A 22,641-nucleotide genomic window follows, 5' to 3' on the forward strand; every position below is an offset into this window, starting at 1 on the left:
TCGCAAATACCGAGATGGGCGAATTTGCGCTGGGAGTCTATGCTTTTTTGCCTTGGGGCGGCCCCAAGGCAAAAAAAACCTCCGGCATGAACTAGGCTAGTTCATGCCGGAGGTTTCCGGGTACTACTGTATGGATTGCGGCAATGCCGCAACCATTACTTGGTCGATTTGGTAATGGCGTGGCCGGCGTTGGAAATGTCTTCGCCTGCGCCGGCAACGGTGTTGGAGCAGCCAGCCAGGGCCACGCAGCCCACAACCGCCAACAGCATCAAGATCTTCAGTCGCATAAAACTCCCCTTATAGTCAGTTGGAGATTGGATTTAACAACAAAAACCTGTGTTTCGCCACTGCCTCGGCGGCCTTCTTGCGAAGGCATATTCGCAAGGTTCGCCTGCAATCCATATTGATTTTACCGGCGGCGCGCCGCGTGGCGTTGCCTACTTGGCGGCCTTGGCGTAGCGCTCGGCGCTGGCCACGATTTCCTTCCGGGCGGCGTCGGGGCCTTCCCAGCCCTTTACCTTGACCCACTTGCCTTTTTCCAGCTCTTTGTAGTGCTCGAAAAAGTGCTGGATGCGTGCCAGTTCTTCGGCCGGAACGTCCTCGGGCTTCTGGATGTGGCGGTACGGGGGGTACAGCTTTTCGACCGGCACGGCCAGCAGCTTCGCGTCGCCGCCGGCTTCGTCGTCCATCTGCAGCACGCCGATGGCGCGGCAGCGGATCACCACGCCCACCTGCACCGGCAGCGGCGCCAGCACCAGCACGTCGACGGGGTCGCCGTCGTCGGAAATGGTTTGCGGAATATAGCCGTAGTTGGCCGGGTAATGCATGGCGGTCAGCATGAAGCGGTCCACGAAAACCGCGCCCGATTCTTTATCCACTTCGTACTTTACGGGGTCGGAATTCATGGGGATTTCAATGACCACGTTGAATTCATCGGGCAGTTTCTTGCCGGCGGGCACTCGGTCTAAGCTCATTATGTCAACCTTGAGGAAAGTTAGTGAATATGTATTCAGTTCCGGCCATGGCCGCCACGGGGGGTGTCGGAGGTTTGCGATAAGTCGACCCCCGGGATCGGCGCGCTGTCGAAGTATTCGTCCAGGTCGGCATCACCGGCCATCGAGGCCGGCGTGGCGTCGTCCTTGGGCGCTTCGGCGGGCAAAGGCCGGGAAAGGTCGGCATCGGCGCCGAGATAATCGGCTGCGCTGGCGGCAATGGGCGAAGCCGGCGAAACACCGATGGGCTCGGCCTCGGGCATGGCGTCGACGTCGATAAGCGTAGGGTCGCCGCGTGTATCGGCGGCGGGCAGCACCGTGCTTGCGGGCAGCACCGGCAACACGCCCGCCACACTGGCCCCCAGCCGCCAATGCTTCATAGCGTCGTTGCTGCGGCCCAGCCTGTCGTACAGATTGCCCAGCAAAGCATGGATGCGCACGTCGCTGCGGATTTTCATGCTGCGCAGCAGATAGCGCTCGCCCAGCCCCCACAACTGCCCGGTGAGGCACAAATTGCCCAGGGCGGCCAGCAGAGCGGAATCGTTCGGATGCGATTTGAGCCAGGTTTCGGCCTTGTTCAGGCGCCTAGCCACCTGCTCGGGCGGGCATTGCGAATACGCATTGAGCAGCCGGGTATCCAGCCGCACGTTCAGGGCGGCCTCGAGAATGCGCCCGGCCTCTTCATGCTGGCCGGCTTCGTCGTGCAATGCGGCCGCTGCCAGCGCGATGTCGGGCAAGGCTTTTTCGTCGGCGCGCAAATCGCCCCAAATGCCTTTGAAGCCATCCAGGCCCGCAGTCCGTATGCGCGCCGCGGTGGAAACCTCGATGAGCTGTACGGCCTCGGATTTGTCGATGGCGCCCCGGCGCTGCAAGAACCGGGTCAGCTCGTACACATGACCGTAATCGTGCAACTGGCGATAGGCGCGCAGCAGCAGGCGGGTGGCGTTAAGATGCCGCGAACTGGCGTTATGCAGAGGCTGCAAAAGCTCCAGCGCCTCTTGCGGGCGGTTCTGGTCGAGGTACATTTCGGCCGCGGCGGTGGCGGCGGCCTCTTTGAGGCGCGGCTCGTTCCCGGCGGTCTCGCGCGCGACTTCCAGGGCCTCGTCGCGGCGGGCGAACTCACCCAGATGATGGGCCGCCCTGGCCTTGGCCAACCCGGCAAGCACCTTGGTGCTGGGCGTGCGGGTTCTGTCGAGCAATTTGGCCAGTTCCTGCTCGGCCTGCGGATAGCGGCCTTCCAGCACGTTGATCCAGCCGTTTTCAAGCAGTTCGTGATCGCGTTTTTTGGCGCGCAGGCCGCGCCACGAGCGGAAGCGCTCGGGCCCCGACGTTACCCAGGCGATGACGCGCAGCACCACGTACAGCACGATGAAGGCGGCCAGCACCAGCAACACGGCCAGCGCCAGGGAAAGCTCGATGCGCCAGGGCTGAGCGATGATGAGCACGTTGCCGCCGTGTTCGCGCAGCACCACGCCCAGGGCAACCGCCACGATCAATACCAGCAGAGTCCAGAACCATGTCCTCATTGTTTATTCCTGTGGCTGGGCAGACTGGACGGACGGAGCGGGGGCGGCTTCCGGCCCGGCGGCGGGAGCCGCGCCATCAGGGCCGGCCGGGTTTTGGCCGGCGGCGCCCTGGCCGGGCTGGTCTTCGAGCTGATCGACCGAAGACGGGCTATCGGCCTGTTCGCCGGCCGTGGCATTGGCCGCGCGCAAGGCGTCCAAAGCCTGCATGCTGTTGCTGACCGTCGGCAATTTGACGGCGATATCGGTATCGGCCAACTGGTCGGCCAGTTTCTGGGCGCGCCGGGTATCGGCGGCGGTCGTATCGTAGTGTGTCTTGAGGGCCTGAACCAGCACGCTGGTTTCCGACTTCCACACGGCGGGCTGATGCATCATGAGCGCAAGTTGGGCGGTCATGACGCGCAAGCGCAGGTTTTCACGCAGCTGGCCGGCCTGATCCGGCGACATCAGCAAGGCGGAGGAATTCTCGACGCGCCGAACGCTGATCAGGCCGCCAAGATCCTGGCGCACCATGACCCAGGCTTCGTCCGCCCATTGCCCGACCCGATGCAGGCCTTTGCTCCACCAGGAAGCATTGGGGTCGATCGGCGCGCGGGCCGCTGATTCTTGCCTGGCAAGCGCCGCATCGCGCTCGGTCGTGTCGACCTTGGGCGCCGCATCGTCGGGAACGAGCAGCGGCGCGCTGCCGATGAGCGAACCGAGTTCCTCGAGCCGCGAGGACATCTGCGCGACGTCGATGGTGGAAACCGCGCGCAGGCGATCGAGGTCGCCATTGATGGATTGCTGCAAGCCGGCCAGGCTGGGCCGGCTTGCCCGCGCCAGCTGCGCCTGCGCGGTTTCGAGCGCAATGATGGCGTTGCCCACGTTGCCGCCGAGTATGAGCTGCTGGTGCGCAACCTGCACCAGGTGGTCGACGTCGTTGATGAGCAGCAGGTCGGAGCCCTTGTCGGTAAGCAGCTGGAAAGCCTGGTCGAGACTGGCGACCTGGTCGCGGGAGTCGTTCAGGGCGACCTGCAGGGCATTGATATGGGCGCCCTGCTCTTGCGCCAGCGACAAGGCCTGCTGGGCCTGGCTGGCCGCCTGCCGAGCCGCCGCCGAACTGCTTTGCACTTGCTCGAGCATGGCCGCCTGGGACTGGTGGAACATTTTATGCTGGTACCAAAGCCCCGCCGCAAGCGCGACGGCAATGAGCAGGACCACCACGAACGCAATGCCCAGGGCGGAACGGCGTTTGGCGCGTGCCGCCGCCGGCGGGGATGCGGGTTTGGCCGAATTGGCGGTTGGCCTGGATGTTGTTGCGGCCGCGCTGTCGGCCGACTGGATCTCGGTTTTAGGTTCAGTCATGACGAGATTGTAATCCTTGACGCTGGCTTATAGGAAAGCAAGTGATACGACGGTCTGAAAAATAGTTTTATCCGCCGGTGGACATATTTTTACCATTGGTGCCGGATTTTTGCCCGGCACCGTACGAAGCAAAGCCTGCAAATGCCGTGCTATGCGTTCGTGGATCACGACGAAACGCGCGTCGCGCCAAAACGCCTGCAGTCCCGGCGCCAGCAGGTTCCGGTGAAATGCATCGACGCCTTCCGAACTGGTGAACAGGCCGACCACGACGCGGCCCGGCGCCAGGCCGGCGGCCAGGGCCCCGCGCTGGCCGTCCGTCCATTCGCATGGGCGGCGCCGGTACACAGCGTAACGATGCACCCGCGCTCCGGCAGCCTCGAGGCGCTCGCCCAGCCATTCCCGCCCGCTTTCTCCGCGTACGATGGCCACGCGCTTGAACGTGCCGATGCCTGGCTCCAACAGCCGCCATAGCGCCTCGGAATCCTGCGGCGTATCGGCTTGCGGGTGCACGATGCACTCGGAGGGGATGAAGTCCGACTCGCGCAAAGGCCTGGCGCTGGCTTCGCCCACCGCAGCGGCAATGGTGGAAGCCGGCCACTCGGCGCAGCCCTGCTCGGCAAGCTGATCGAGATAAAAAAAAGCCGCATTGGCGCTGACGAACACGATAAGGTCGTAATGCCCCGGCAACGGAAACCGCGACGCATCGACAGGCAATGGGCTGACGGCCAGGGCCGGCAGTTCCAGCGCCTCGAGTCCAGCTTCCCGCAAACAGGCCGCCAGGACCTGATTGCGGCCTTGCGGCCGTGTCAGTACGACCAGGGGAGCGGCGGGCCCAGGCACCTGCCGCCTTACGCCGCAGACGGGCCGGCCGCGCCGAGCTTGGCCAGGATGGCGCGGGCCCCCTTGCCCAGGAGTTCTTCGGCTACGCTTTCGCCCAGTTGTTCTGCCGATCCGGCCGGGCCGCTGGCCTGGGCGCGAATGATGCGGGAACCGTCGGGCTCGGCCACCAGGGCCTGCAAGAACAGCCCGGCCCCCTGCATTTGCGCATAGGCGGCCAGGGGGACCTGGCACGAGCCGCCCAAAACGCGCGACACGCTGCGCTCGGCCAGCACGCAAGCCGTGGTGCCGGCGCTGGCCAAAGGCGCAAGCCACGCATGCATGTCGGGGCGGGCAAGCAGGACCTCGATGCCCAGCGCCCCCTGCCCTGCGGCCGGCAGGCTTTGTTCCACGTCGATGAGCCGCCGGATGCGCGACCCCAGGCCCAGGCGCCGCAAGCCCGCCGCCGCCAGGATAATGGCCGAATACTCGTTGCGGTCGAGCTTGGCCAGCCGGGTATCCAGGTTGCCGCGCAACGGCTCCACCCGCAATTGCGGGTACTCGGCGCGAACCTGGGCTTCGCGCCGCAAACTGGAGGTGCCGACCACCGCGCCCGCCGGAAGCTCGGCCAGCGAGTCGAAATCGTTGGAAACGAAGGCGTCGCGCGGGTCTTCGCGCTCGAGCACCACGGCCAGGGAAAACGGATCGTGCAGATCGACCGGCACATCCTTGAGCGAGTGAACGGCCAGGTCGGCCCGCCCGTCGAGCAAGGCGTTTTCGAGTTCCTTGACAAACAGGCCCTTGCCGCCGACCTTGGAAAGGCTGCGGTCGAGTATCTGGTCGCCGCGCGTGGTCATGGTCAGCAGGCTGACCTGGCATTGCGGATACAGCGCGGCAAGCCGGTCGCGCACATGCTCGGCCTGCCACAGGGCAAGCCGGCTGGCCCGCGTGGCGATGACGAGTTTGTCGGGCGTGCTGGGCATGGCGCTATCCGATGAACTGATTGACGACTATCGCAGCCACGATGCCCAGAATAGCCAGAATGAGCAGACCTTTAAGCAAAGACATGCTGGAATCTCCGTGTTTGTCGGGATCGGCGGATTTAAACAGACTCATTGATTGCCCCTTTTGCGGCGTTTTTGCGAGCGGCCAGCCATTTTCCCAGTACAACCACCAGAATGGCGCCTACGGCCTCGGCCGCCAGTTTAACCAGGGAAGTCACTTCGCCGATTTGATTTGCGACAACCACGTCGGTCACCAGCATGCCGCCGGCGATCCAGCCCAGCAGCGCCCCGCCGAACGTAACCACCATGGGGAAGCGGTCGATGAGCTTGAGCACCAGAGTGCTGCCCCAGATGATGATGGGAACGCTGAGCAGCAGGCCGAATATGACATAGCCCAGTTGGTGGTCGGGTATGGTGTTCTGGGCGGCGCCCGCGATGGCGATGACGTTGTCCAGGCTCATGACGAAATCGGCGATGAGTATGGTCTTGACCGCCGACCAGACGGAGCTGGCGCTCTTGATGTTGTCGTGATGATCGTCGTCGGGCAGCAGCAGCTTGACGCCTATCCACAGCAGCAGCAGCGCGCCGGCGATTTTCAGAAACGGAATGTTCAGCAAGGTAAGCGCGAATGCGATGAGCGCCACGCGCAGCACGATGGCGCCGGCCGTGCCCCATACGATGCCCTGCATCCGCTGTTTGTGTTCCAGGTTGCGGCACGCCAGGGCGATGACGACGGCGTTGTCGCCCCCCAGCAGGATATCGATCATGATGATCTGGAAAAGCGCCCCCCAATGGAGGGTTTCTATGAACTCGAGCATCCGTGCTCCATATGTATTTTTGCTGTTCGGGAAGGCCGCCGAACCCCGCGTCCGGACAACCTGGTTTAGTGTGCGGCTCGATGACGCAGCCACAGTCTATTATATGGGTCGAAAGCCCTCCGGCATGCGAGCGGACAATGCAAAGCCCCCACGCTGCGCCGCTGATGCGGCTTGCTGCCCCCCGAGGGGGCGCTTTTTGCCTTGGGGCGGCCCGGCGGCAAAAAAAGCCCCCACGCTGCGCCGCTTACGCGGCTTGCTGCCCCCCGAGGGGGCACTTTTTGCCTTGGGGCGGCCCGGCGGCAAAAAAAAGGCCCGAACAGTTCGGGCCTTTTTCAGTTGCGCCAAACCTTACAGCACGGACTTGAGCAGCTTGCCCATTTCGGAAGGATCGCGGGTGGTGCGGATGCCGCAAGCTTCCATGGCCGCCAGCTTGGCGTCGGCCGTGTCGGCGCCGCCGGAGATCAGCGCGCCGGCATGGCCCATGCGCTTGCCCGCCGGAGCGGTGACGCCGGCGATGAAGCCTACGACGGGCTTCTTCATGTTGTCTTTGGCCCATTCGGCGGCGTTGACTTCGTCGGGGCCGCCGATTTCACCAATCATGACCACGGCATCGGTGTCGGGATCGTCGTTGAACAGCTTGAGCACGTCGATGTGCTTCAGGCCGTTGATGGGGTCTCCGCCGATACCCACGGCGCTGGACTGGCCCAGGCCGAGTTCGGTGAGCTGAGCCACCGCTTCGTAGGTAAGCGTGCCGGAGCGGCTCACCACGCCAATGCGGCCCTTGCGCGAGATATGGCCGGGCATGATGCCGATCTTGAGTTCGTCCGGCGTGATCAGGCCCGGGCAGTTGGGGCCCAGCAGCAGGGTTTTCTTGTTCTGGTCGCGCATGCGGTTGCGCACTTCCAGCATGTCGCGCACCGGGATGCCTTCGGTAATGCAGACCACCAGATCCAGGTCGGCTTCGACAGCTTCCCAGATGGCGGCCGCCGCACCCGCGGGCGGAACGTAGATGACCGAAACCGTGGCGCCGGTCTGGGCCTTGGCTTCCTTGACGGAGCCGAAAATGGGCACGCCTTCGAAGTTCTCGCCGGCCTTTTTAGGATGCACGCCGGCAACGAACGCGTTCTTGCCGTTGGCGTACTCGCGGCACATATGGGTGTGGAACTGGCCGGTCTTGCCGGTGATCCCTTGGGTAATGACTTTGGTGTCTTTGTTGATCAGAATCGACATTTACAAATCCTCGGCAATATTCTTATTTCGCGGCGGCTACGACTTTGGTCGCGGCTTCGGCCATGGTGTCCGCACTGATGATGGGCAGGCCCGAATCGGCCAGCAGCTTCTTGCCCAGCTCTTCGTTGGTGCCCTTCATGCGCACCACCAGCGGAACGCTCAGGTTGACGGCCTTGCAAGCGGCGATGACGCCCTCGGCGATGACATCGCAGCGCATGATGCCACCGAAGATGTTGACCAGGATGGCTTTGACGCCTTTGTTCTTGAGCATGATCTTGAAGGCTTCGGTGACCTTCTCGGCCGTTGCGCCGCCGCCGACGTCCAGGAAGTTGGCCGGCTCGCCGCCGAACAGCTTGATGGTGTCCATGGTTGCCATGGCCAGGCCGGCGCCGTTGACCAGGCAACCGATATTGCCGTCAAGCTGGATATAGGCCAGGTCGAACTTGCTGGCTTCGATTTCGGCCGGGTCTTCTTCGTCCAGGTCGCGGTAGGCCACGATTTCGGGATGGCGGAACAAGGCGTTGGAATCGAAGTTGAACTTGGCATCCAGGGCGATGATGTTGCCGTTGCTGTCGCGGTTCAGCGGATTGATCTCGACCAGCGAGGCATCGGTTTCCATGTAGCAGCGATACAGCTTCTGGAAGAGATCCACGGTCTGGGCGGTCGAGCCGGCGGGCATGCCGATGGCGTCGGCCACCTTCTTGGCCTGCTCGGCGGTCAGGCCAACCAGCGGATCGATGTATTCGGTGATGATCTTTTCGGGCGAGGAATGAGCCACTTCCTCGATGTCCATGCCGCCTTCGCTCGAAGCGATCAGGGCGACCTTCTGCGTGGCGCGGTCGGTAACCAGCGACACGTAGTATTCCTTCTGGATGTCCGCGCCTTCTTCGATGTACAGGCGGTTGACCTTCTGGCCTTCAGGACCGGTCTGGTGCGTAACCAGCTGCATGCCGAGAATCTCGGACGACAGCTTGCGGACTTCGTCCAGCGAACGGGCCAGCTTGACGCCGCCGCCCTTGCCGCGGCCGCCCGCATGGATTTGCGCCTTGACGACCCATACCGGGCCGCCCAGCTTCTCGGCTGCGGCAACGGCCTCGTCTACGGAAAAAGCAGGAATTCCGCGGGGCACTGCAACGCCAAACTTCTTCAGCAGTTCCTTGCCTTGATACTCGTGAATTTTCATTTGTTACCTGTCAGAACGTAAAGGATAATAAAAAAGCGGGGCTTGAACGGCAAAAAAGCCGCACAAATGCATCGGCATTGGCGGCTATTCGCGCCGAACCTCGGCATCGGGGCCTGTATACCACTCGGGATAGAACTCTTTGGCGACCTCGCCGTCCAGCCTCAAGGCATGACAGCCCTCGAGCTGGAATGGCCGCTTGTTGGGGAGCTCGGCGTCCCGCTGCTTGCGGGGCCTGCCTGCCCGCGACTGTATGGCCACGGTCGGCAGCAGATACGACATTTCGGTCATGTGGGTACAGCCGGCCGTCCGGCCGAAGCGTTCCTTGACCGCGTTGCGAAAGCCGCGCAACAAATTCATGCCCACCAGATCCTGGTAATCGGGTGCTATCTGGAAACAGTTCTGGTTGTACGGCGCGGCATCGTACGCGGCTGCGGCCGCCTTGATGGTGAACTCGTCGTCGATCGTGACGCGCAGCTGCATTTTGTGCACCGGCAAGCCGGCCGGATGCAGCGCCCCGCTATGCTTGGAGAAGTCGTAGCCCTTGACATCGAGGAGCTCGGCGTCCAGATCCCACAGGCCGTCTTCCCGAAGAAACGCCTCCACGCGCACCGTACGGGTGTGCATGGATTTGCGCGGGGAGTCTGACGGCGGCAGGGACATGTAAAACGTTGGCGTAAGCTATAAAACCTTGCAAGTATAACGCAGCCGCGGGGCGGCACGCTCGGCCGGCGGGCCGGGGCCCGCCCCGGAGCCCGCGCGGCCGTGAACGCGCGGGACGGTCCGGAAATCAAGCAGCCTGGCGCAGCAGCCTGGCGGCCTCCACCATGGCGACCAGCGCCGCTTCGGTTTCGGGCCAGGCGCGGGTCTTGAGCCCGCAGTCGGGATTCACCCAAAGACGCTCGCGAGGCAGGCGCGAGCCGGCTTTTTTCATGAGGCCCACCATCCATGCAACGTCGGGCACGTTCGGCGAGTGTATGTCGTAGACGCCCGGCCCGATGTCGTTCGGGTATTCGAACTGCTCGAAAGCATCCAGCAGCTCCATATTGGAGCGCGAGGTCTCGATGGTGATGACATCGGCGTCCATGGCCGCGATGGCTGGCATGATGTCGTTGAACTCGGAATAGCACATATGCGTATGGATCTGCGTTTGCTCGCCGACCCCGGCCGTGGCCAAGCGAAAGCAACCGACCGCCCAGGCAAGATAGGCCTGCCAGTCGTCGCGGCGCAAAGGCAGGCCCTCGCGTATGGCCGGCTCGTCGATCTGAATGACGCCGATGCCGGCGGCCTCCAGGTCGGTGACCTCGTCGCGCAGCGCCAGCGCCAATTGCCGGCAGGTCAGCTCGCGCGGCTGGTCGTCCCGCACGAACGACCACTGCAGCAGCGTCACCGGGCCGGTCAGCATGCCCTTTACCGGTTTGCCGGTCAGCGACTGCGCGTACGCAGACCACGCCACCGTCATCGGCGCCGGACGGGACACGTCGCCGAAAATAAGCGGCGGTTTCACGCAACGCGAACCGTAGCTCTGCACCCAGCCGTTCTGCGTAAAGGCAAAGCCGGCCAGCAACTCGCCGAAATACTCGACCATGTCGTTGCGCTCGGGCTCGCCGTGCACCAGGACATCGAGTCCGATTTTTTCCTGGAATCGTATGACGTGCTCGATCTCGGCGCGGATGGCTTTTTCGTAGGCGGCGTCCGCCAACTGGCCTGCCCGCCAGTTGCGCCGCAAGGAGCGGATCTCGGGCGTCTGCGGGAACGAGCCTATGGTCGTCGTGGGATAGGCCGGCAGTCCGAGGCGCTGCTGTTGTCGTTCGATGCGCCGGACGAACGGCGCACGGCTGCGCGGCACCTGGCCCGATTCGCTCAGGCGCTTTTGCACGACGGGGTTGTGAATGCGCTCGGACTGCGCGCGCGCCCGCACCGCCTCGCGCTGCGTCTGCAGCGCCTGTTGCACCTTGGCATCGACGTTGCCTTCCAGCGCAGCCGCCAGCCAGGCCACTTCATCGAGCTTTTGCGTGGCAAACGACAGCCATCCCAGCAACTCCGCATCCAATTCCTTTTCGCCAGCCAGATCGACCGGCACATGCAGCAAGGAGCACGATGGCGCCAGCCAAAGGCGCTCGCCCAGCTTCTGCCTGACGGGCTGCAGCGCCTCCCGCGCCTTGTCCAGATCGGTGCGCCAGACATTGCGGCCATTGACCACGCCGGCCGACAATACCTGGTCGGGGCGCAGCGCCGCCACCACCTGGGCCAGTTGCCCCGGGGCGCGCACGAGATCCACGTGCACACCTTGCACCGGCAGTTCGCCAAGCAGTTCGAGATTGCCCTTCAGGCCTTCGAAATACGTGGCAAGAAGCAGATTGACGCCGGCCCCTGACAAGGCCTGGTAAGCCCGGGCGAATGCGGACTTCCAGGCCTGGGGCAAGTCCAGGCCCAGAATGGGCTCGTCGATCTGCACCCACTCCACGCCCTGTTGAGCGATGCGAACCAGCACCTCGACATACACGGGCAATAGCGCATCCAGCAGCGCCAGCTTGCCTTCGTCCTGGGCGCCGCCCGCGAACGCATCGCCCTTGCCCAGCCACAGCCAGGTCAGGGGGCCCGGAATGACGGGCTTGGCCTTGTAGCCGAGCGCGGCGGCCTCGCGGATATGCTCGAACAAATCCTCGCGGGCAAGGCGGTAGGTCTGGCCGGGCACCAGCTCGGGCACGATGTAGTGGTAATTGGTATCGAACCACTTCGTCATTTCGCAGGCCGCCGCCGGCGTGCCGCTCGGCGCGCGGCCGCGCGCCATCCTGAATAGCGTATCGAGATCGACGGGCTCGCCGGAAGGCTGGGCGAAGCGCGGCGGCACGGCGCCAATCAGCGTCGACCATTCCAATACATGGTCGTACCAGGCGAAATCGCCCACCGGCACAAACGCCGAACCCGCCTGCGCCTGCACGGCCCAATGGCGGGCGCGCAATTCGCGGCCCACTTCCAGCAGTTCGTCCCGCGACTTCTTGCCCGCCCAATACGCTTCAAGCGCCCATTTCAGTTCACGCTGAGCGCCGATGCGGGGAAAACCTAAATTATGAAAAATACTCACACTAAATCCAAAATGGTTGAAAATTTCTAGTGGTTATTATTGTGCTACCTGTGGCTAATGAATCAAAATCAAATACAACATTTATAAAATGAGTTATTCTCATGCTAAGGATCGCCGGTCACAGGCTCTGCGGCGCGGGCCTGAGGCCCAGGCTTTTGGCGCCGGGCCGGAACCTGGCTTCAGGCGGGGGACTGGATCCGGAACGGGGCCTTGCCCTTTTCGACATCAATAATTCACTTGCGATTATTCGCAACACAGAGCCATGCTGGAAATCCGCCATCTTGAAACCCTGACCGCCATTCGTGAAGCCGGCAGCCTGCAAGACGCCGCCGAACGCCTGCATGTGACGCAGTCGGCGCTGTCGCATCAGTTGCGCGACCTGGAGGTGCGCCTGAAAACCCCCTTGCTGAACCGGCGCACCCGCCCCGCCCGCCTGACGACCGCCGCGCTGCGCATCCTGGCGCTGGCCGACGACATACTGCCCAAGCTCAAGGCAACCGAAAGGGAACTCCAGCGCCTTTCGGCGGGACGCACGGGAAGGCTGCACCTGGCTATCGAATGCCACTCCTGTTTTCAATGGCTGATGCCGTCCCTGGACTCGTTCAGGCAGGACTGGCCGGACGTCACCCTGGATCTTTCGGCGGCATTTTCGTTTGCCCCGCTTCCCGCCCTGCTTCGCGGCGATCTGGATGTAGTGATCACCTCGGACCCGCAAGCCCTGGATGCGGTCAAGTACCTGCCGCTGTTCCGCTACGAATTGGTTCTAGCCGTGGCAGCCGCCAACCCGTTGGCCCAATACAAATACATACAGCCCGAGCAACTGGCCGACCAGGTTCTGATTACCTACCCGGTGGACAAGCAGCGCCTGGATGTCTACACGGCGTTTCTGGATCCGGCGGGCGTAGAGCCAGCCAGCATTCGCAAGGCCGAGCTGACCCCGATCATTGCGCAACTGGTGGCCAGCCAGCGCGGTGTGGCGGCCCTGCCCAATTGGGCATTGACTGAATACCTGGACCAGGGCTGGCTGCGCATATGCCACTTGGGCGAACATGGCGTGTGGCGCACCCTGTACGCCGCTGTCCGGCTGGAAGACGCCGACGCCCCTTACTTGCAGGCCTTCATGGCCAAGGCCCGCGAGATCTGCTTCAAGACCCTCGACGGCATCAAGGCTGTGCGCGAGGAACGCGGACGGTAGCAGCCCCTATGAAGGCTTTACCGGGAATCGTCGAGCTCGCCCAATATGCGCCGCAGGCAATCGGGAGAGAACCCGCGCGAGGCCAGGAAACGGAACTGCCGCGCATAGTCGGCGCGATCAGCAGGCGCGCGGTTGAACTTGCGCTGCCAGACCTCCCGGGCGCGCTCGAGCTCGGTTTCTTGCAATTGGCTACGTATTTGTGCGATGTGCTCGTCGGGCAGGCCGTGCTGGCGCAGTTCTTGCACGACCAGGGCCGCGCCTTTTCGGGAAGCGCGGCGATGCACCAGGCTTTGCGCGAAGCGCGTATTGGAAAGCCAGTTTTCTCGCTCGAGCTCGTTGAGCACGTCTTCGAGCTCTTGAGGATTGGCGGGGTCGACATGGGCGGCCAGTTTGCGCGCCAGCTCGACCCGCGAATGCTCGCGCCGCGACAAAAAGCCCACAGCCCGCATTTTTAGGGACGGGCCGTTGGGCCTGGCGGCCGCAGAAACCGGCGCACCGGCCGTTGACTGTTGGGCGGGAGCGGGCGACATTTGCTCGAACCCATCGTCGGAGTCGGATTGCCCGCCGCCGGACTGGCGGCCGCGCCGACGGGCCCCGAAGCTGCCGTGGGAATCGTGCCAGCCCATATGCGCCGCCTTGCCCGAACCTTTTGCCCCAGCCCCAGCCTTATTCGGCGAGCTCGTCTTCGAGCGAATCGTCGGAGGCGTTGGAATCGGCAGGTACCGTCATGGCGCGGGCGATGACCCCGGTTTGCTCGCGCACGCGGTTTTCGATTTCGATGGCCATTTCGGGATGCTCTTTGAGGTACTCGCGCGCGTTGTCCTTGCCTTGGCCGATGCGGGTGCCGCCATAGCTGAACCAGGCGCCGGCCTTGTCGACGATGTTGGCCTGGACGCCCAGGTCGATGATTTCGCCCTCGCGCGAAATGCCCGCGCCATACATGATGTCGAACTCGGCCTGCTTGAACGGCGGCGCCACTTTGTTCTTGACGACCTTGACGCGGGTTTCGTTGCCGACGACCTCGTCGCCCTTCTTGATGGAGCCGACGCGGCGGATGTCGAGGCGGACGGAGGAATAGAACTTGAGGGCATTGCCGCCGGTGGTGGTTTCGGGATTGCCGAACATGACGCCGATTTTCATGCGGATCTGGTTGATGAAAATGACCATGCAGTTGGCCCGCTTGATGTTGGCGGTAAGCTTGCGCAGGGCCTGGCTCATGAGGCGGGCCTGCAGGCCCGGCAGGGAATCGCCCATGTCGCCTTCGATTTCGGCCTTGGGCACCAGGGCGGCCACGGAGTCGATGACGATGAGGTCGACGGAGCCCGAGCGCACCAGGGCATCGGTGATTTCAAGGGCCTGCTCGCCGGTGTCGGGCTGGGAAATGAGCAGGTCGGACAGATTGACACCCAGCTTGGAGGCGTACTGGACATCGAGCGCGTGCTCGGCGTCGATGAACGCGCAAGTGCCGCCGATTTTTTGCATTTCGGCGATGACCTGCAGCGTGAGCGTGGTTTTGCCAGACGACTCGGGCCCGTAGATTTCGATGACGCGGCCGCGCGGCAGGCCGCCCACGCCCAGGGCGATATCGAGCCCCAGCGAACCGGTGGACACGACCTTGATGTCGTGCTCGACCTGGTTGTCGCCATAGCGCATTACCGAACCTTTGCCGAATTGCTTTTCGATTTGGGATAAGGCGGCAGCAAGCGCCTTGTTGCGTTCGGCGGCGGCGGCTTTGCTAGTTTTGTCGTCCATTGAGGAATCCTTGGCTAAAGAGTAGTAAATGCTTGAACCGGGAGCCCGACCCCGGTTCTGTTAATTATCACACCAAATTATACTGTATAAATACACAGATAAAGCAATATTTCTCGTTTACCCTTACTAGACCTGCGCCAAAACCGCATGCCAGAATGGCCGACATCAACCATTGCCTGTGCCAGCCAGCCCGACATGCGTATTCTAATCGCCGAGGACGACAGTATTCTTGCGGATGGACTTTCCCGTTCACTGCGCTACGACGGCTATGCCGTCGACGTGGTGCACGACGGCTCCAGCGCCGATTCCGCCTTGCAGCTGCAAGCCTTCGATCTGCTCATCCTGGACCTCGACCTTCCCCAAACCAGCGGCCTGTCCGTGCTGCGCCAACTGCGCCAGCGCCAAAGCGCCCTGCCCGTGCTCATACTTACCGCCTCCGACACCGTCGAACAGCGGGTCAAGGGCCTGGATCTGGGCGCCGACGACTACATGGCCAAGCCTTTCGCGCTGTCCGAACTCGAGGCCCGGGTGCGCGCCCTGACCCGCCGCAGCGCCGGCAACAGCACCACGCTGCTGCGGCACAAGCGGCTCAGCTTCGACCTCAACGGACGCACGGCCCGTATCGACGGCCAGCCCCTGGAACTCTCGGCGCGCGAAACCAGCCTGCTCGAAATATTCCTGTCGCGCTGCGGCCGCATGATCAGCAAGAACCAGTTCGTCGACCTGCTGTGCGAATGGGGCGAAGAGGTCACCACCAACGCCATCGAAGTCTACATCTACCGACTGCGCAAAAAACTGGAGCCCAGCGGCGCGAAGATCGTCACGGTGCGCGGGCTGGGCTATTGCCTGGAACCCGACAATTCGCAAGGCGAAACCGGTTCGCCCGCCAGCGCCATCCCGCCCAAGCTCAATGCCTGACACTCCCGATTCCCCCAGCGCCGCCGCGCCCGCGGGTGGCGCGCGCCGCCCGCGCAACAAAAGCCTGATGGGCCAGATCCTGATCTGGATGTTCGGCCCTCTTTTCCTGCTGTGGACCATCGGCATCGTCATCACCTACTTCATCGCGCAGAACATCGCCAACGCGCCCTACGACCGCACGCTCACCGACCACCTGCGCGCGCTCAAGCACGAAATCGAGCAATCGCGCATCGACGGCGGATTCTCGCTCTCGCCCACCCTGCTCACGGTGTTCCGCGGCGAAGACGAGCAACCCACGCGCTGGGAAATCCGCGACGCGAACGGCCATTCGCTGGCCGGCACCGCACACATCCCCCTGCCCGACAACTGGGCCTACGAAAAAGACAAGATCCGCTTCCTCAACGACAGCCTGGACGGCCAAAGCGTCCGCATCGCCTACACCTGGGGCGGCCAGGACGCGAACGGCACCCCTTTCCTGACCGTCGTCGCGCAAACCAACGAAAGGCGCGCCATCCTCCAGCAAGAAATATTGACCGGCATGCTTACGCCGCAGCTCATCGTCCTGCCCCTGGCCGCTCTGCTGGCAGGGCTGGGGCTCACGCAGGGCCTGGAACCCCTGACCCTGCTGCAGGAACGCATACGCGCCAGGCGGCCCAACGATCTCTCGCCCATCGAACAGGATCTGGCCCCCGCCGAAATCACGCCGCTGCTCACCGCCATGAACGATTTGCTGCATCGCCTGGCCTCCAGCACGCAAGCCCAGCGGCGGTTCGTCGCCAACGCCGCCCACCAGTTGAAAACGCCTTTGGCGGGCATGCGCACGCAGGCCGAACTTGCGCTGCGCGAACACAGCACCGAAAAGCTCGACGACAGCCTGAAGCAGTTGGTCAAGGGATCGCAGCGCGCCACGCGCCTGGTCAACCAGCTTCTGGCGCTGACCCGCGCGGAAAGCGTCGATAATCCCGCCCGCCATGCCAGCGAGCGCATCGACCTCAATACCCTCGCGCAAGCGCAAACCGCCCGCTGGGTCGAACAGGCCATGCTCAAGAACATCGACCTGGGATTCGAGCCGGCCTCCGGCCCGGTATGGATAGCCGGCGACTCGCTGATGCTGGACGAAATGCTGGGCAATCTCATCGACAACGCCCTGCTCTATACGCCGGAAAACGGCTGGGTCACCGTGCGCGTCGGCCATTCGCCCGCGCCTTGCCTCGAGGTGGAGGACTCGGGCAGCGGCATTCCCGCTGAGTACCGTGAGCAGATATTCGATCGTTTTTTCCGGATACTCGGCACCTCGGTGGACGGCAGCGGCCTGGGTTTGGCCATCGTCAAGGAAATCGCCGAACAGCACGGCGCCACGATTGCCTTCGCAGAGCCGGGCCAGCGCAACGGCCAGCCCGGAACGACGTGCTTGCGGATAAGCTTTCCAACATAGAATTATAATAATTAGTTACTATTTTTACATAAAAATAACATCCGGGCAGCCACACGTCAGTTTGCTGTCAGCGACGTTTTCTACTGTGTGCCTACCCCGCCCGATAGGCGGACAACCAAAGCAAAAGCACAAAGCCTGCCTACAGGTTCCATCCCTTAGAGGAGACAACATGAGTTCATCCAGCACGGTAGTTCCGCCGCGCCCGCAGCACGCCAACGGCGCACCCGCCGCCACCAACCGCCCCATGACGGCCGAAGAAAAACGCGTCATCTTCGCTTCGTCGCTGGGCACTGTTTTCGAGTGGTACGACTTCTATCTGTACGGTTCGCTGGCCGCCATCATCGCCGCGCACTTCTTTTCCGGCGTCAACCCGACGGCCGGCTTCATCTTCGCCCTGCTGGCCTTCGCCGCGGGCTTTGCCGTGCGTCCTTTCGGCGCGCTGGTGTTCGGCCGGCTGGGCGACATGGTCGGGCGCAAATACACGTTTCTCATCACCATCCTGATCATGGGCCTGTCGACCTTCCTGGTCGGCGTCCTGCCTTCGTACGGGTCGATCGGCCTCGCCGCGCCCATCATCCTCATCGTCCTGCGCCTGCTGCAAGGTCTGGCGCTGGGCGGCGAATACGGCGGCGCCGCAACCTACGTGGCCGAGCATGCCCCGCAAAACCGCCGCGGCTTCTACACGAGCTGGATCCAGACCACGGCGACCATGGGCCTGTTCCTGTCCCTGCTGCTCATCCTGGGCATCCGCAGCGCGCTGGGCGAGCAAGCCTTCCTGGACTGGGGCTGGCGCGTTCCCTTCCTGATCTCCTCCATCCTGCTGGCGATTTCCGTCTGGATCCGCATGCGCCTGCACGAGTCGCCCGCCTTCATCAAAATGAAAGAGGAAGGCAAGCAGTCCAAGGCGCCGCTCAAGGACTCGTTCGGCAAATGGAGCAACCTGAAGATCGTGCTGCTGGCCTTGCTGGGCCTGACCGCCGGCCAGGCCGTCGTCTGGTACACGGGCCAGTTCTACGCCCTGTTCTTCCTGACCAAGACTCTGGGCCTGACCGCCAACACCGCCAACATCATGATTGCGCTGGCCCTGCTCATCGGCACGCCATTCTTCGTGATCTTCGGGGCGCTGTCCGACCGCATCGGCCGTAAACCCATCATCATGGCCGGCTGCCTTATCGCCGCGCTTACCTACTTCCCCGTCTTCAAGGGCATCACCCACTTCGCCAATCCCACGCTCGAGGCCGCGCAGGCATCGGCGCCGGTGACCATCATCGCCGACCCCAACACCTGCTCGTTCCAGTTCAACCCGGTGGGCACCTCGTCGTTCACCAGCTCCTGCGACATCCTGAAGGCATTCATGGCCGGCAACTCGGTCAACTACGCCAACCAGGCCGCGCCGGCGGGCACGGTGGCCACGGCCAAGATTGGCAACGACGTGTTCACCTCGTTCGAGGGCAAGGGCCTGAGCAAGGCCGAATTCACGGCCAAGTCGGCGGAGCTCAAGAAGTCGATGACCGAAGCCATCCGCAGCCATGGCTACCCGGCCAAGGCCGATCCCTCGCAGATCAACTACGTCATGGTGGTCATATTGCTGACCTTCCTGGTCATCCTGGTAACCATGGTGTACGGGCCCATTGCCGCCATGCTGGTCGAACTCTTCCCGACGCGCATCCGCTATACCTCGATGAGCCTGCCCTACCACATCGGCAATGGATGGTTCGGCGGCTTCCTGCCTCCCGTGGCCTTCGCCATCGTTGCGGCAACCGGCAACATCTACGATGGCTTGTGGTACCCCATCATCGTCGCGGCCATGTCCCTGGTGATCGGCACGCTGTTCATCAAGGAAACCAAGGATACCGACATCAACGCCTGAGCCGCTCCCGCAGGCCGGGACGGCGTTTCCGCGCGCAAGCCCTTCCACATGCTGTACCGTTAGCCGCGCCCGGCCGCCTCCCGGGGCGGCTTTTTTTATATCCCGAAACTGGGCAAACCGTTGCCGGCCCGCACGGCGGATAAGTATTTTTTACTTATCCCGGCGATGTTTCAGGAGGCCGTCAGCCCACTGACCGTAGAATTCACCACATAGGAAAAAACAGTGCCGCGGTCGTTGTGTTAATCCCCATTACCCAACCAGGCGCATTGTTCTTCCTGTCTCACTTGTGTTGCGTTCCCCGCGAACTTTATAGCGCAGCATAGTGTGTTCCCTTTATTGGCCCGCATGCCTGCATGCCGGGCCAATTTTTTTGCCGCCGGCGCCCGCCACCGGCGCGCCGGGAAAATGGGCTTACAATCGGCAGTCACTGTTTCGCGCCGCGCCGCCGCTGTGCGTCGCGCGAAATTCTCCGCCTCTGCAAAGTAAGACAATCCATGTGGTTTAAGAATCTGAAAATTTTCCGCCTTGCCCCGGCCTGGTCGATCAGCGCCGACGCGCTCGAAGCGGCTTTACAAAAACACGCCTTCCGTCCCGGCAACAGCCAGGAAATGCAAAGCCTGGGATGGGTGGCCCCGCGCGAAGGCGGCGGCCTGGTCCATTCGGTCGACGGCCAATTCCTGCTCAGCCTGCGCGCCGAGAAAAAATTGCTGCCGGCCACCGTCATCAACCAGGTTGCCCGCGCCAAGGCGCAGGACATCGAAGAACAACAGGGCTACAAGCCCGGCCGCAAGCAGATGAAGGAAATCAAGGAGCAGGTTACCGACGAGCTGCTGCCCAAGGCCTTTACCGTCTATCGCGACACCCGGGTCTGGCTGGACACGCGCCGGCACTGGCTGGTCATCGATGCGGCGGCTGCCGCAAAAAGCGATGAAGTGCTGGGCGTGCTGGCCAAGTCCATCGAGCCCTTCCCCGTTTTACCGCTGCATGTGGAAATGTCGCCCGCCTCGGCCATGACGAGCTGGCTGATCGCCGACGAGCCGCCAGCGGGCTTCAGCGTTGATCAGGACACCGAACTGCGCTCGACCAGCGAGAGCCGCGCGGCGGTGCGCTACGTGCGCCAGAGCATCGAGATCGACGACGTACGCAAGCACGTCCAGGCCGGCAAGCAATGCACGCGCCTGGCCCTGACCTGGGCCGACCGCGTATCGTTCGTGTTGACCGATGGCCTGGACATCAAGCGCGTCACGCCGCTGGACGTGCTCAAGGAAAACCAGGACAGCGCGGCGCAGAACGAAGACGAGCAATTCGATTCGGACATGGCCCTGATGACCGGTGAATTGGCGCGGCTGATCGAAGGCATGGTCGAAGCGCTGGGCGGCGAGAAAAAAGCCGCGTTGTAAGACACGCCCATGCAAGGCTCGCCCACACTGGAACGTGCCTTGCACAGGATGCTGCGCAAGTGCGGGAGCCTACCCGTCGCAGGCGCCCCCGAAGCCTGTAAAAATGCCCCCACGCTGCGCCGCTGACACGGCTTGCTGCCCCCCCACGGGGGGTGCTTTTTGCCTTGGGGCGGCCCAAGGCAAAAGCAGACGGAGCAGCGGGCCCGGCTAATCGATGCCGTGGAACACGCTGTCGTCGGGCCCGATATGGGAAGGCGGGCTCCAGGTGACGTCGCGCAGCGAGTGCTGAACCAGCCCTTCGACGCCCATCAGAACCGCGAAAATCGCCATGCGCACGGGAATGCCGTTGTCGGTCTGGCGGAAGATCGCCAGGCGCGGGTCTTCGTTCAGGTCGACGCTTAAATCGTGCGCCCCCTCGCGGCTGTCGCGCGGCAAGGGATGCATGACAATGACGTCCGGCCCGCAGCACTTGTCAACGATTGCCTTGTTGACCTGGAATTCGGCGGTATAGCCCTCGAGCTCTTCACCGGCGAAGCGCTCTTTCTGGACCCGGGTGGCATAAATCACGTCGGCGCCGGGCAGGCCCTCTTCCAGCGAGGCCGTCTGCTCGATGACGTGGCCGTTCTTGCTGGCCTGCTCGATGATGTAGCCGGGCATTTCCAGGCCGCGCGGCGCGATCAGCGTGAACTTCAGGCCGCGATACAGCGCCAGCAGCTTGAGCAGCGAATGCACCGTGCGTCCGTACTTAAGATCGCCCACCAGGGCGATGTGCGCGCCATCCAGCAGTTTTCCCAGGCGGGAAAACTCGGTCAGTATGGTGTACAGGTCGAGCAGCGCCTGGCTGGGATGTTCGCCCGGGCCGTCGCCGCCGTTGACAACCGGGATATTCGTTGCACGCGCGAACTCGGCCACCGAGCCCTGGTCGGGATGGCGTATGACCATGGCGTCGACGTAGCCGCTCATGACGCGGCTGGTGTCGTAAATGGACTCGCCCTTGGCCATGGAGGAAAACGTGAAGCCCGTGGTGTCGCATACCGAGCCGCCAAGCCGGCAGAACGCGGCGCCGAAACTTACGCGCGTGCGCGTACTGGCTTCGAAGAACAGATTGCCCAGCACCGCGCCTTCCAGCACGCGCGAGACCTTCTGCCGGCGGGCGATGGGCTGCATCAAGTCGGCGATGCGGAACAGCTCTTCCACGGATTCGCGCGTGAACTGGTCGACCGACAGCAACTGATGCTTGCCGTCGCTGGCGATTCTATCGCGCAGCGGGCCGGATTGTACGCTTTGCGCATATTTTTTAAGAAGCGCCTCGTTGTCGACGATTTCGGTGACGAAACGGGTCACGACTTCGGGCATGCCGCGCGCTTCCTGCGAGCCTTCGGGCAACAGCCATGTATCCAGCGCGCGCCGTTTGACGCCGATACGAGCCGCGAAAACGTCACGGGTAAGATTCAGGCGACGCATGGCGTCGCGCAGAAAGACTTGCTGAGATACAGACATATCGCCCCCATAAAATATGCGCATTGCGCATATTTTATGGGCAGCAAGCTAAAATAACGAGTATTTTAAGTAGCTATTGGCAAAATACAACGCCGGTGAGCCGGCGGGCAGGCGATGCCGGTCAGCGCGGCAAAAACAACACCGCCCGCGCATCCGGGTCGTGCCGGAAAAACTCGGTGCGGCTCGACTGGGAGTACGGAGCCACTTCATCGTTGGCCGTGGGAGCGTCGGAGTCGGACGACTGATAGCTGACTCCAGCCAGGTACACGATAAGCCAGCAGCCAATGAGAAAGGCGACGAGGCTCAGGCAAAACGCAACGATCGTGCAGGTCAGCGGCACCCAGTGCGTGCGCCGCGCATAGCCCGACATGGCCTGGTTGAGCAGGCTGGTTTGCGCCAGGTAGGCCCAGAGCAGGCTGAGCCCGCAAAACAAAATGCCGCAGCTGAAGGCAAGCAGCGGCAGGCGCAGCCAGTCGGGAGAGAAGTCGGTGGAGATGACCCCAAGCGCGCAGCACATGACCAGCAGCAAACCCAGCCCGTTGAGCCAGGCCAGATACTTGAACCCGAGCATCAGCA

Annotated in this window: 21 protein-coding genes; 5 read left to right on the top strand and 16 right to left on the bottom strand. The window is 63.1% G+C overall.

Annotation, left to right across the window (positions count from 1 at the left end; genetic code table 11):
- Nucleotides 1–155: 155 nt before the first annotated feature.
- The 12 genes from VNT00_RS01680 to metE all read right to left on the bottom strand — a co-directional run bounded on the left by VNT00_RS01680 (nt 156) and on the right by metE (nt 11,995).
- Entirely contained in the window at nt 156–287 is a 132-nt protein-coding gene (locus VNT00_RS01680) for an entericidin A/B family lipoprotein (RefSeq protein ID WP_325583856.1), read from the bottom strand.
- A 150-nt stretch (nt 288–437) separates the two neighbouring features.
- Nucleotides 438–974 carry an inorganic diphosphatase gene (gene ppa, locus VNT00_RS01685; protein ID WP_325583858.1) on the bottom strand — a complete coding sequence of 179 codons (537 nt, stop codon included), beginning with the start codon at nt 972–974 and terminating at the stop codon, nt 438–440.
- A 35-nt stretch (nt 975–1,009) separates the two neighbouring features.
- Nucleotides 1,010–2,518 (bottom strand): heme biosynthesis HemY N-terminal domain-containing protein, encoded by a 1,509-nt coding sequence (locus VNT00_RS01690; RefSeq protein WP_325583860.1) that lies wholly within the window; start codon nt 2,516–2,518, stop codon nt 1,010–1,012.
- Between the two features lie 3 nt (nt 2,519–2,521).
- Nucleotides 2,522–3,859, bottom strand: coding sequence for a uroporphyrinogen-III C-methyltransferase (locus VNT00_RS01695; RefSeq protein ID WP_325583862.1), 1,338 nt, complete (start codon nt 3,857–3,859; stop codon nt 2,522–2,524).
- A 27-nt stretch (nt 3,860–3,886) separates the two neighbouring features.
- Nucleotides 3,887–4,699, bottom strand: a complete 813-nt coding sequence (locus VNT00_RS01700; RefSeq protein WP_325583864.1) for a uroporphyrinogen-III synthase — start codon at nt 4,697–4,699, stop codon at nt 3,887–3,889.
- Between the two features lie 8 nt (nt 4,700–4,707).
- Complete coding sequence (gene hemC, locus VNT00_RS01705; RefSeq protein WP_325583866.1) at nt 4,708–5,658, bottom strand: hydroxymethylbilane synthase; 951 nt, start codon at nt 5,656–5,658, stop codon at nt 4,708–4,710.
- Nucleotides 5,659–5,662: 4 nt separating this feature from the next.
- A complete protein-coding gene (locus VNT00_RS01710; RefSeq protein WP_325583868.1) occupies nt 5,663–5,791 on the bottom strand; it encodes a hypothetical protein in 129 nt (42 codons plus the stop codon).
- Nucleotides 5,778–6,497: a TerC family protein gene (locus tag VNT00_RS01715; RefSeq protein ID WP_325583870.1), complete on the bottom strand. Its 720-nt coding sequence runs from the start codon at nt 6,495–6,497 to the stop codon at nt 5,778–5,780. The genes VNT00_RS01710 and VNT00_RS01715 overlap by 14 nt, the downstream gene beginning before the upstream one ends.
- Before the next feature lie 348 nt (nt 6,498–6,845).
- Nucleotides 6,846–7,727, bottom strand: a complete 882-nt coding sequence (sucD, locus tag VNT00_RS01720; protein WP_325583872.1) for a succinate--CoA ligase subunit alpha — start codon at nt 7,725–7,727, stop codon at nt 6,846–6,848.
- Between the two features lie 22 nt (nt 7,728–7,749).
- On the bottom strand, nt 7,750–8,910 hold the full coding sequence (gene sucC, locus VNT00_RS01725) for an ADP-forming succinate--CoA ligase subunit beta (RefSeq protein WP_325583874.1): 1,161 nt from the start codon (nt 8,908–8,910) through the stop codon (nt 7,750–7,752).
- Nucleotides 8,911–8,994: 84 nt separating this feature from the next.
- Nucleotides 8,995–9,570, bottom strand: coding sequence for a DUF2889 domain-containing protein (locus VNT00_RS01730; RefSeq protein WP_325583876.1), 576 nt, complete (start codon nt 9,568–9,570; stop codon nt 8,995–8,997).
- A 127-nt stretch (nt 9,571–9,697) separates the two neighbouring features.
- Entirely contained in the window at nt 9,698–11,995 is a 2,298-nt protein-coding gene (gene metE, locus VNT00_RS01735; RefSeq protein WP_325583878.1) for a 5-methyltetrahydropteroyltriglutamate--homocysteine S-methyltransferase, read from the bottom strand.
- A gap of 262 nt (nt 11,996–12,257) precedes the next feature.
- Here metE and VNT00_RS01740 point away from each other — a divergent pair, with 262 nt between their 5' ends.
- Nucleotides 12,258–13,190, top strand: a complete 933-nt coding sequence (locus VNT00_RS01740) for a LysR family transcriptional regulator (RefSeq protein WP_325583880.1) — start codon at nt 12,258–12,260, stop codon at nt 13,188–13,190.
- Nucleotides 13,191–13,207: 17 nt separating this feature from the next.
- Here the strand turns inward: VNT00_RS01740 and recX are convergent, their stop codons facing one another.
- Nucleotides 13,208–13,816, bottom strand: coding sequence for a recombination regulator RecX (gene recX, locus VNT00_RS01745; RefSeq protein ID WP_325583882.1), 609 nt, complete (start codon nt 13,814–13,816; stop codon nt 13,208–13,210).
- A gap of 40 nt (nt 13,817–13,856) precedes the next feature.
- Nucleotides 13,857–14,942 (bottom strand): recombinase RecA, encoded by a 1,086-nt coding sequence (gene recA / locus VNT00_RS01750; RefSeq protein WP_325583884.1) that lies wholly within the window; start codon nt 14,940–14,942, stop codon nt 13,857–13,859.
- Nucleotides 14,943–15,137: 195 nt separating this feature from the next.
- Between recA and VNT00_RS01755 the strand changes: the two genes are divergently transcribed.
- From VNT00_RS01755 to VNT00_RS01770, 4 genes are all read left to right on the top strand, one after another.
- The gene (locus VNT00_RS01755) at nt 15,138–15,860 is read left to right on the top strand and encodes a response regulator transcription factor (protein ID WP_325583886.1); all 723 of its coding nucleotides are present in this window, start codon (nt 15,138–15,140) and stop codon (nt 15,858–15,860) included.
- Nucleotides 15,853–17,295, top strand: coding sequence for a sensor histidine kinase (locus VNT00_RS01760; protein ID WP_325583888.1), 1,443 nt, complete (start codon nt 15,853–15,855; stop codon nt 17,293–17,295). Before VNT00_RS01755 ends, VNT00_RS01760 begins: the two co-directional genes overlap by 8 nt.
- A 244-nt stretch (nt 17,296–17,539) precedes the next feature.
- Nucleotides 17,540–19,165 (top strand): MFS transporter, encoded by a 1,626-nt coding sequence (locus VNT00_RS01765; protein WP_325583907.1) that lies wholly within the window; start codon nt 17,540–17,542, stop codon nt 19,163–19,165.
- A 494-nt stretch (nt 19,166–19,659) separates the two neighbouring features.
- A complete protein-coding gene (locus VNT00_RS01770) occupies nt 19,660–20,565 on the top strand; it encodes a recombination-associated protein RdgC (protein WP_325583890.1) in 906 nt (301 codons plus the stop codon).
- A gap of 207 nt (nt 20,566–20,772) precedes the next feature.
- Here VNT00_RS01770 and VNT00_RS01775 read toward each other — a convergent pair whose 3' ends face one another.
- Together VNT00_RS01775 and VNT00_RS01780 are read right to left on the bottom strand one after the other, a co-directional pair.
- Nucleotides 20,773–22,065 (bottom strand): aspartate carbamoyltransferase, encoded by a 1,293-nt coding sequence (locus VNT00_RS01775; protein ID WP_325583892.1) that lies wholly within the window; start codon nt 22,063–22,065, stop codon nt 20,773–20,775.
- Nucleotides 22,066–22,186: 121 nt separating this feature from the next.
- Nucleotides 22,187–22,636 (bottom strand): hypothetical protein, encoded by a 450-nt coding sequence (locus VNT00_RS01780; RefSeq protein WP_325583894.1) that lies wholly within the window; start codon nt 22,634–22,636, stop codon nt 22,187–22,189.
- Between the last annotated feature and the right edge of the window lie 5 nt (nt 22,637–22,641).

The sequence above is a fragment of the Eoetvoesiella sp. genome (assembly GCF_035555955.1).
GTDB lineage: Bacteria > Pseudomonadota > Gammaproteobacteria > Burkholderiales > Burkholderiaceae_B > Eoetvoesia.

Bases quoted from the DNA above. Each gene is read 5' to 3' on its own strand.
- VNT00_RS01710 (WP_325583868.1), bottom strand. From the start codon at position 5,791: ATGAGTCTGTTTAAATCCGCCGATCCCGACAAACACGGAGATTCCAGC.
- VNT00_RS01780 (WP_325583894.1), bottom strand. From the start codon at position 22,636: ATGCTCGGGTTCAAGTATCTGGCCTGGCTCAACGGGCTGGGTTTGCTG.
- VNT00_RS01690 (WP_325583860.1), bottom strand. From the start codon at position 2,518: ATGAGGACATGGTTCTGGACTCTGCTGGTATTGATCGTGGCGGTTGCC.
- sucD (WP_325583872.1), bottom strand. From the start codon at position 7,727: ATGTCGATTCTGATCAACAAAGACACCAAAGTCATTACCCAAGGGATC.
- VNT00_RS01775 (WP_325583892.1), bottom strand. From the start codon at position 22,065: ATGTCTGTATCTCAGCAAGTCTTTCTGCGCGACGCCATGCGTCGCCTG.
- VNT00_RS01695 (WP_325583862.1), bottom strand. From the start codon at position 3,859: ATGACTGAACCTAAAACCGAGATCCAGTCGGCCGACAGCGCGGCCGCA.
- recA (WP_325583884.1), bottom strand. From the start codon at position 14,942: ATGGACGACAAAACTAGCAAAGCCGCCGCCGCCGAACGCAACAAGGCG.
- sucC (WP_325583874.1), bottom strand. From the start codon at position 8,910: ATGAAAATTCACGAGTATCAAGGCAAGGAACTGCTGAAGAAGTTTGGC.
- VNT00_RS01770 (WP_325583890.1), top strand. From the start codon at position 19,660: ATGTGGTTTAAGAATCTGAAAATTTTCCGCCTTGCCCCGGCCTGGTCG.
- VNT00_RS01755 (WP_325583886.1), top strand. From the start codon at position 15,138: ATGCGTATTCTAATCGCCGAGGACGACAGTATTCTTGCGGATGGACTT.
- hemC (WP_325583866.1), bottom strand. From the start codon at position 5,658: ATGCCCAGCACGCCCGACAAACTCGTCATCGCCACGCGGGCCAGCCGG.
- VNT00_RS01765 (WP_325583907.1), top strand. From the start codon at position 17,540: ATGACGGCCGAAGAAAAACGCGTCATCTTCGCTTCGTCGCTGGGCACT.
- VNT00_RS01760 (WP_325583888.1), top strand. From the start codon at position 15,853: ATGCCTGACACTCCCGATTCCCCCAGCGCCGCCGCGCCCGCGGGTGGC.
- VNT00_RS01730 (WP_325583876.1), bottom strand. From the start codon at position 9,570: ATGTCCCTGCCGCCGTCAGACTCCCCGCGCAAATCCATGCACACCCGT.
- recX (WP_325583882.1), bottom strand. From the start codon at position 13,816: ATGGGCTGGCACGATTCCCACGGCAGCTTCGGGGCCCGTCGGCGCGGC.
- VNT00_RS01740 (WP_325583880.1), top strand. From the start codon at position 12,258: ATGCTGGAAATCCGCCATCTTGAAACCCTGACCGCCATTCGTGAAGCC.
- VNT00_RS01680 (WP_325583856.1), bottom strand. From the start codon at position 287: ATGCGACTGAAGATCTTGATGCTGTTGGCGGTTGTGGGCTGCGTGGCC.
- VNT00_RS01715 (WP_325583870.1), bottom strand. From the start codon at position 6,497: ATGCTCGAGTTCATAGAAACCCTCCATTGGGGGGCGCTTTTCCAGATC.
- ppa (WP_325583858.1), bottom strand. From the start codon at position 974: ATGAGCTTAGACCGAGTGCCCGCCGGCAAGAAACTGCCCGATGAATTC.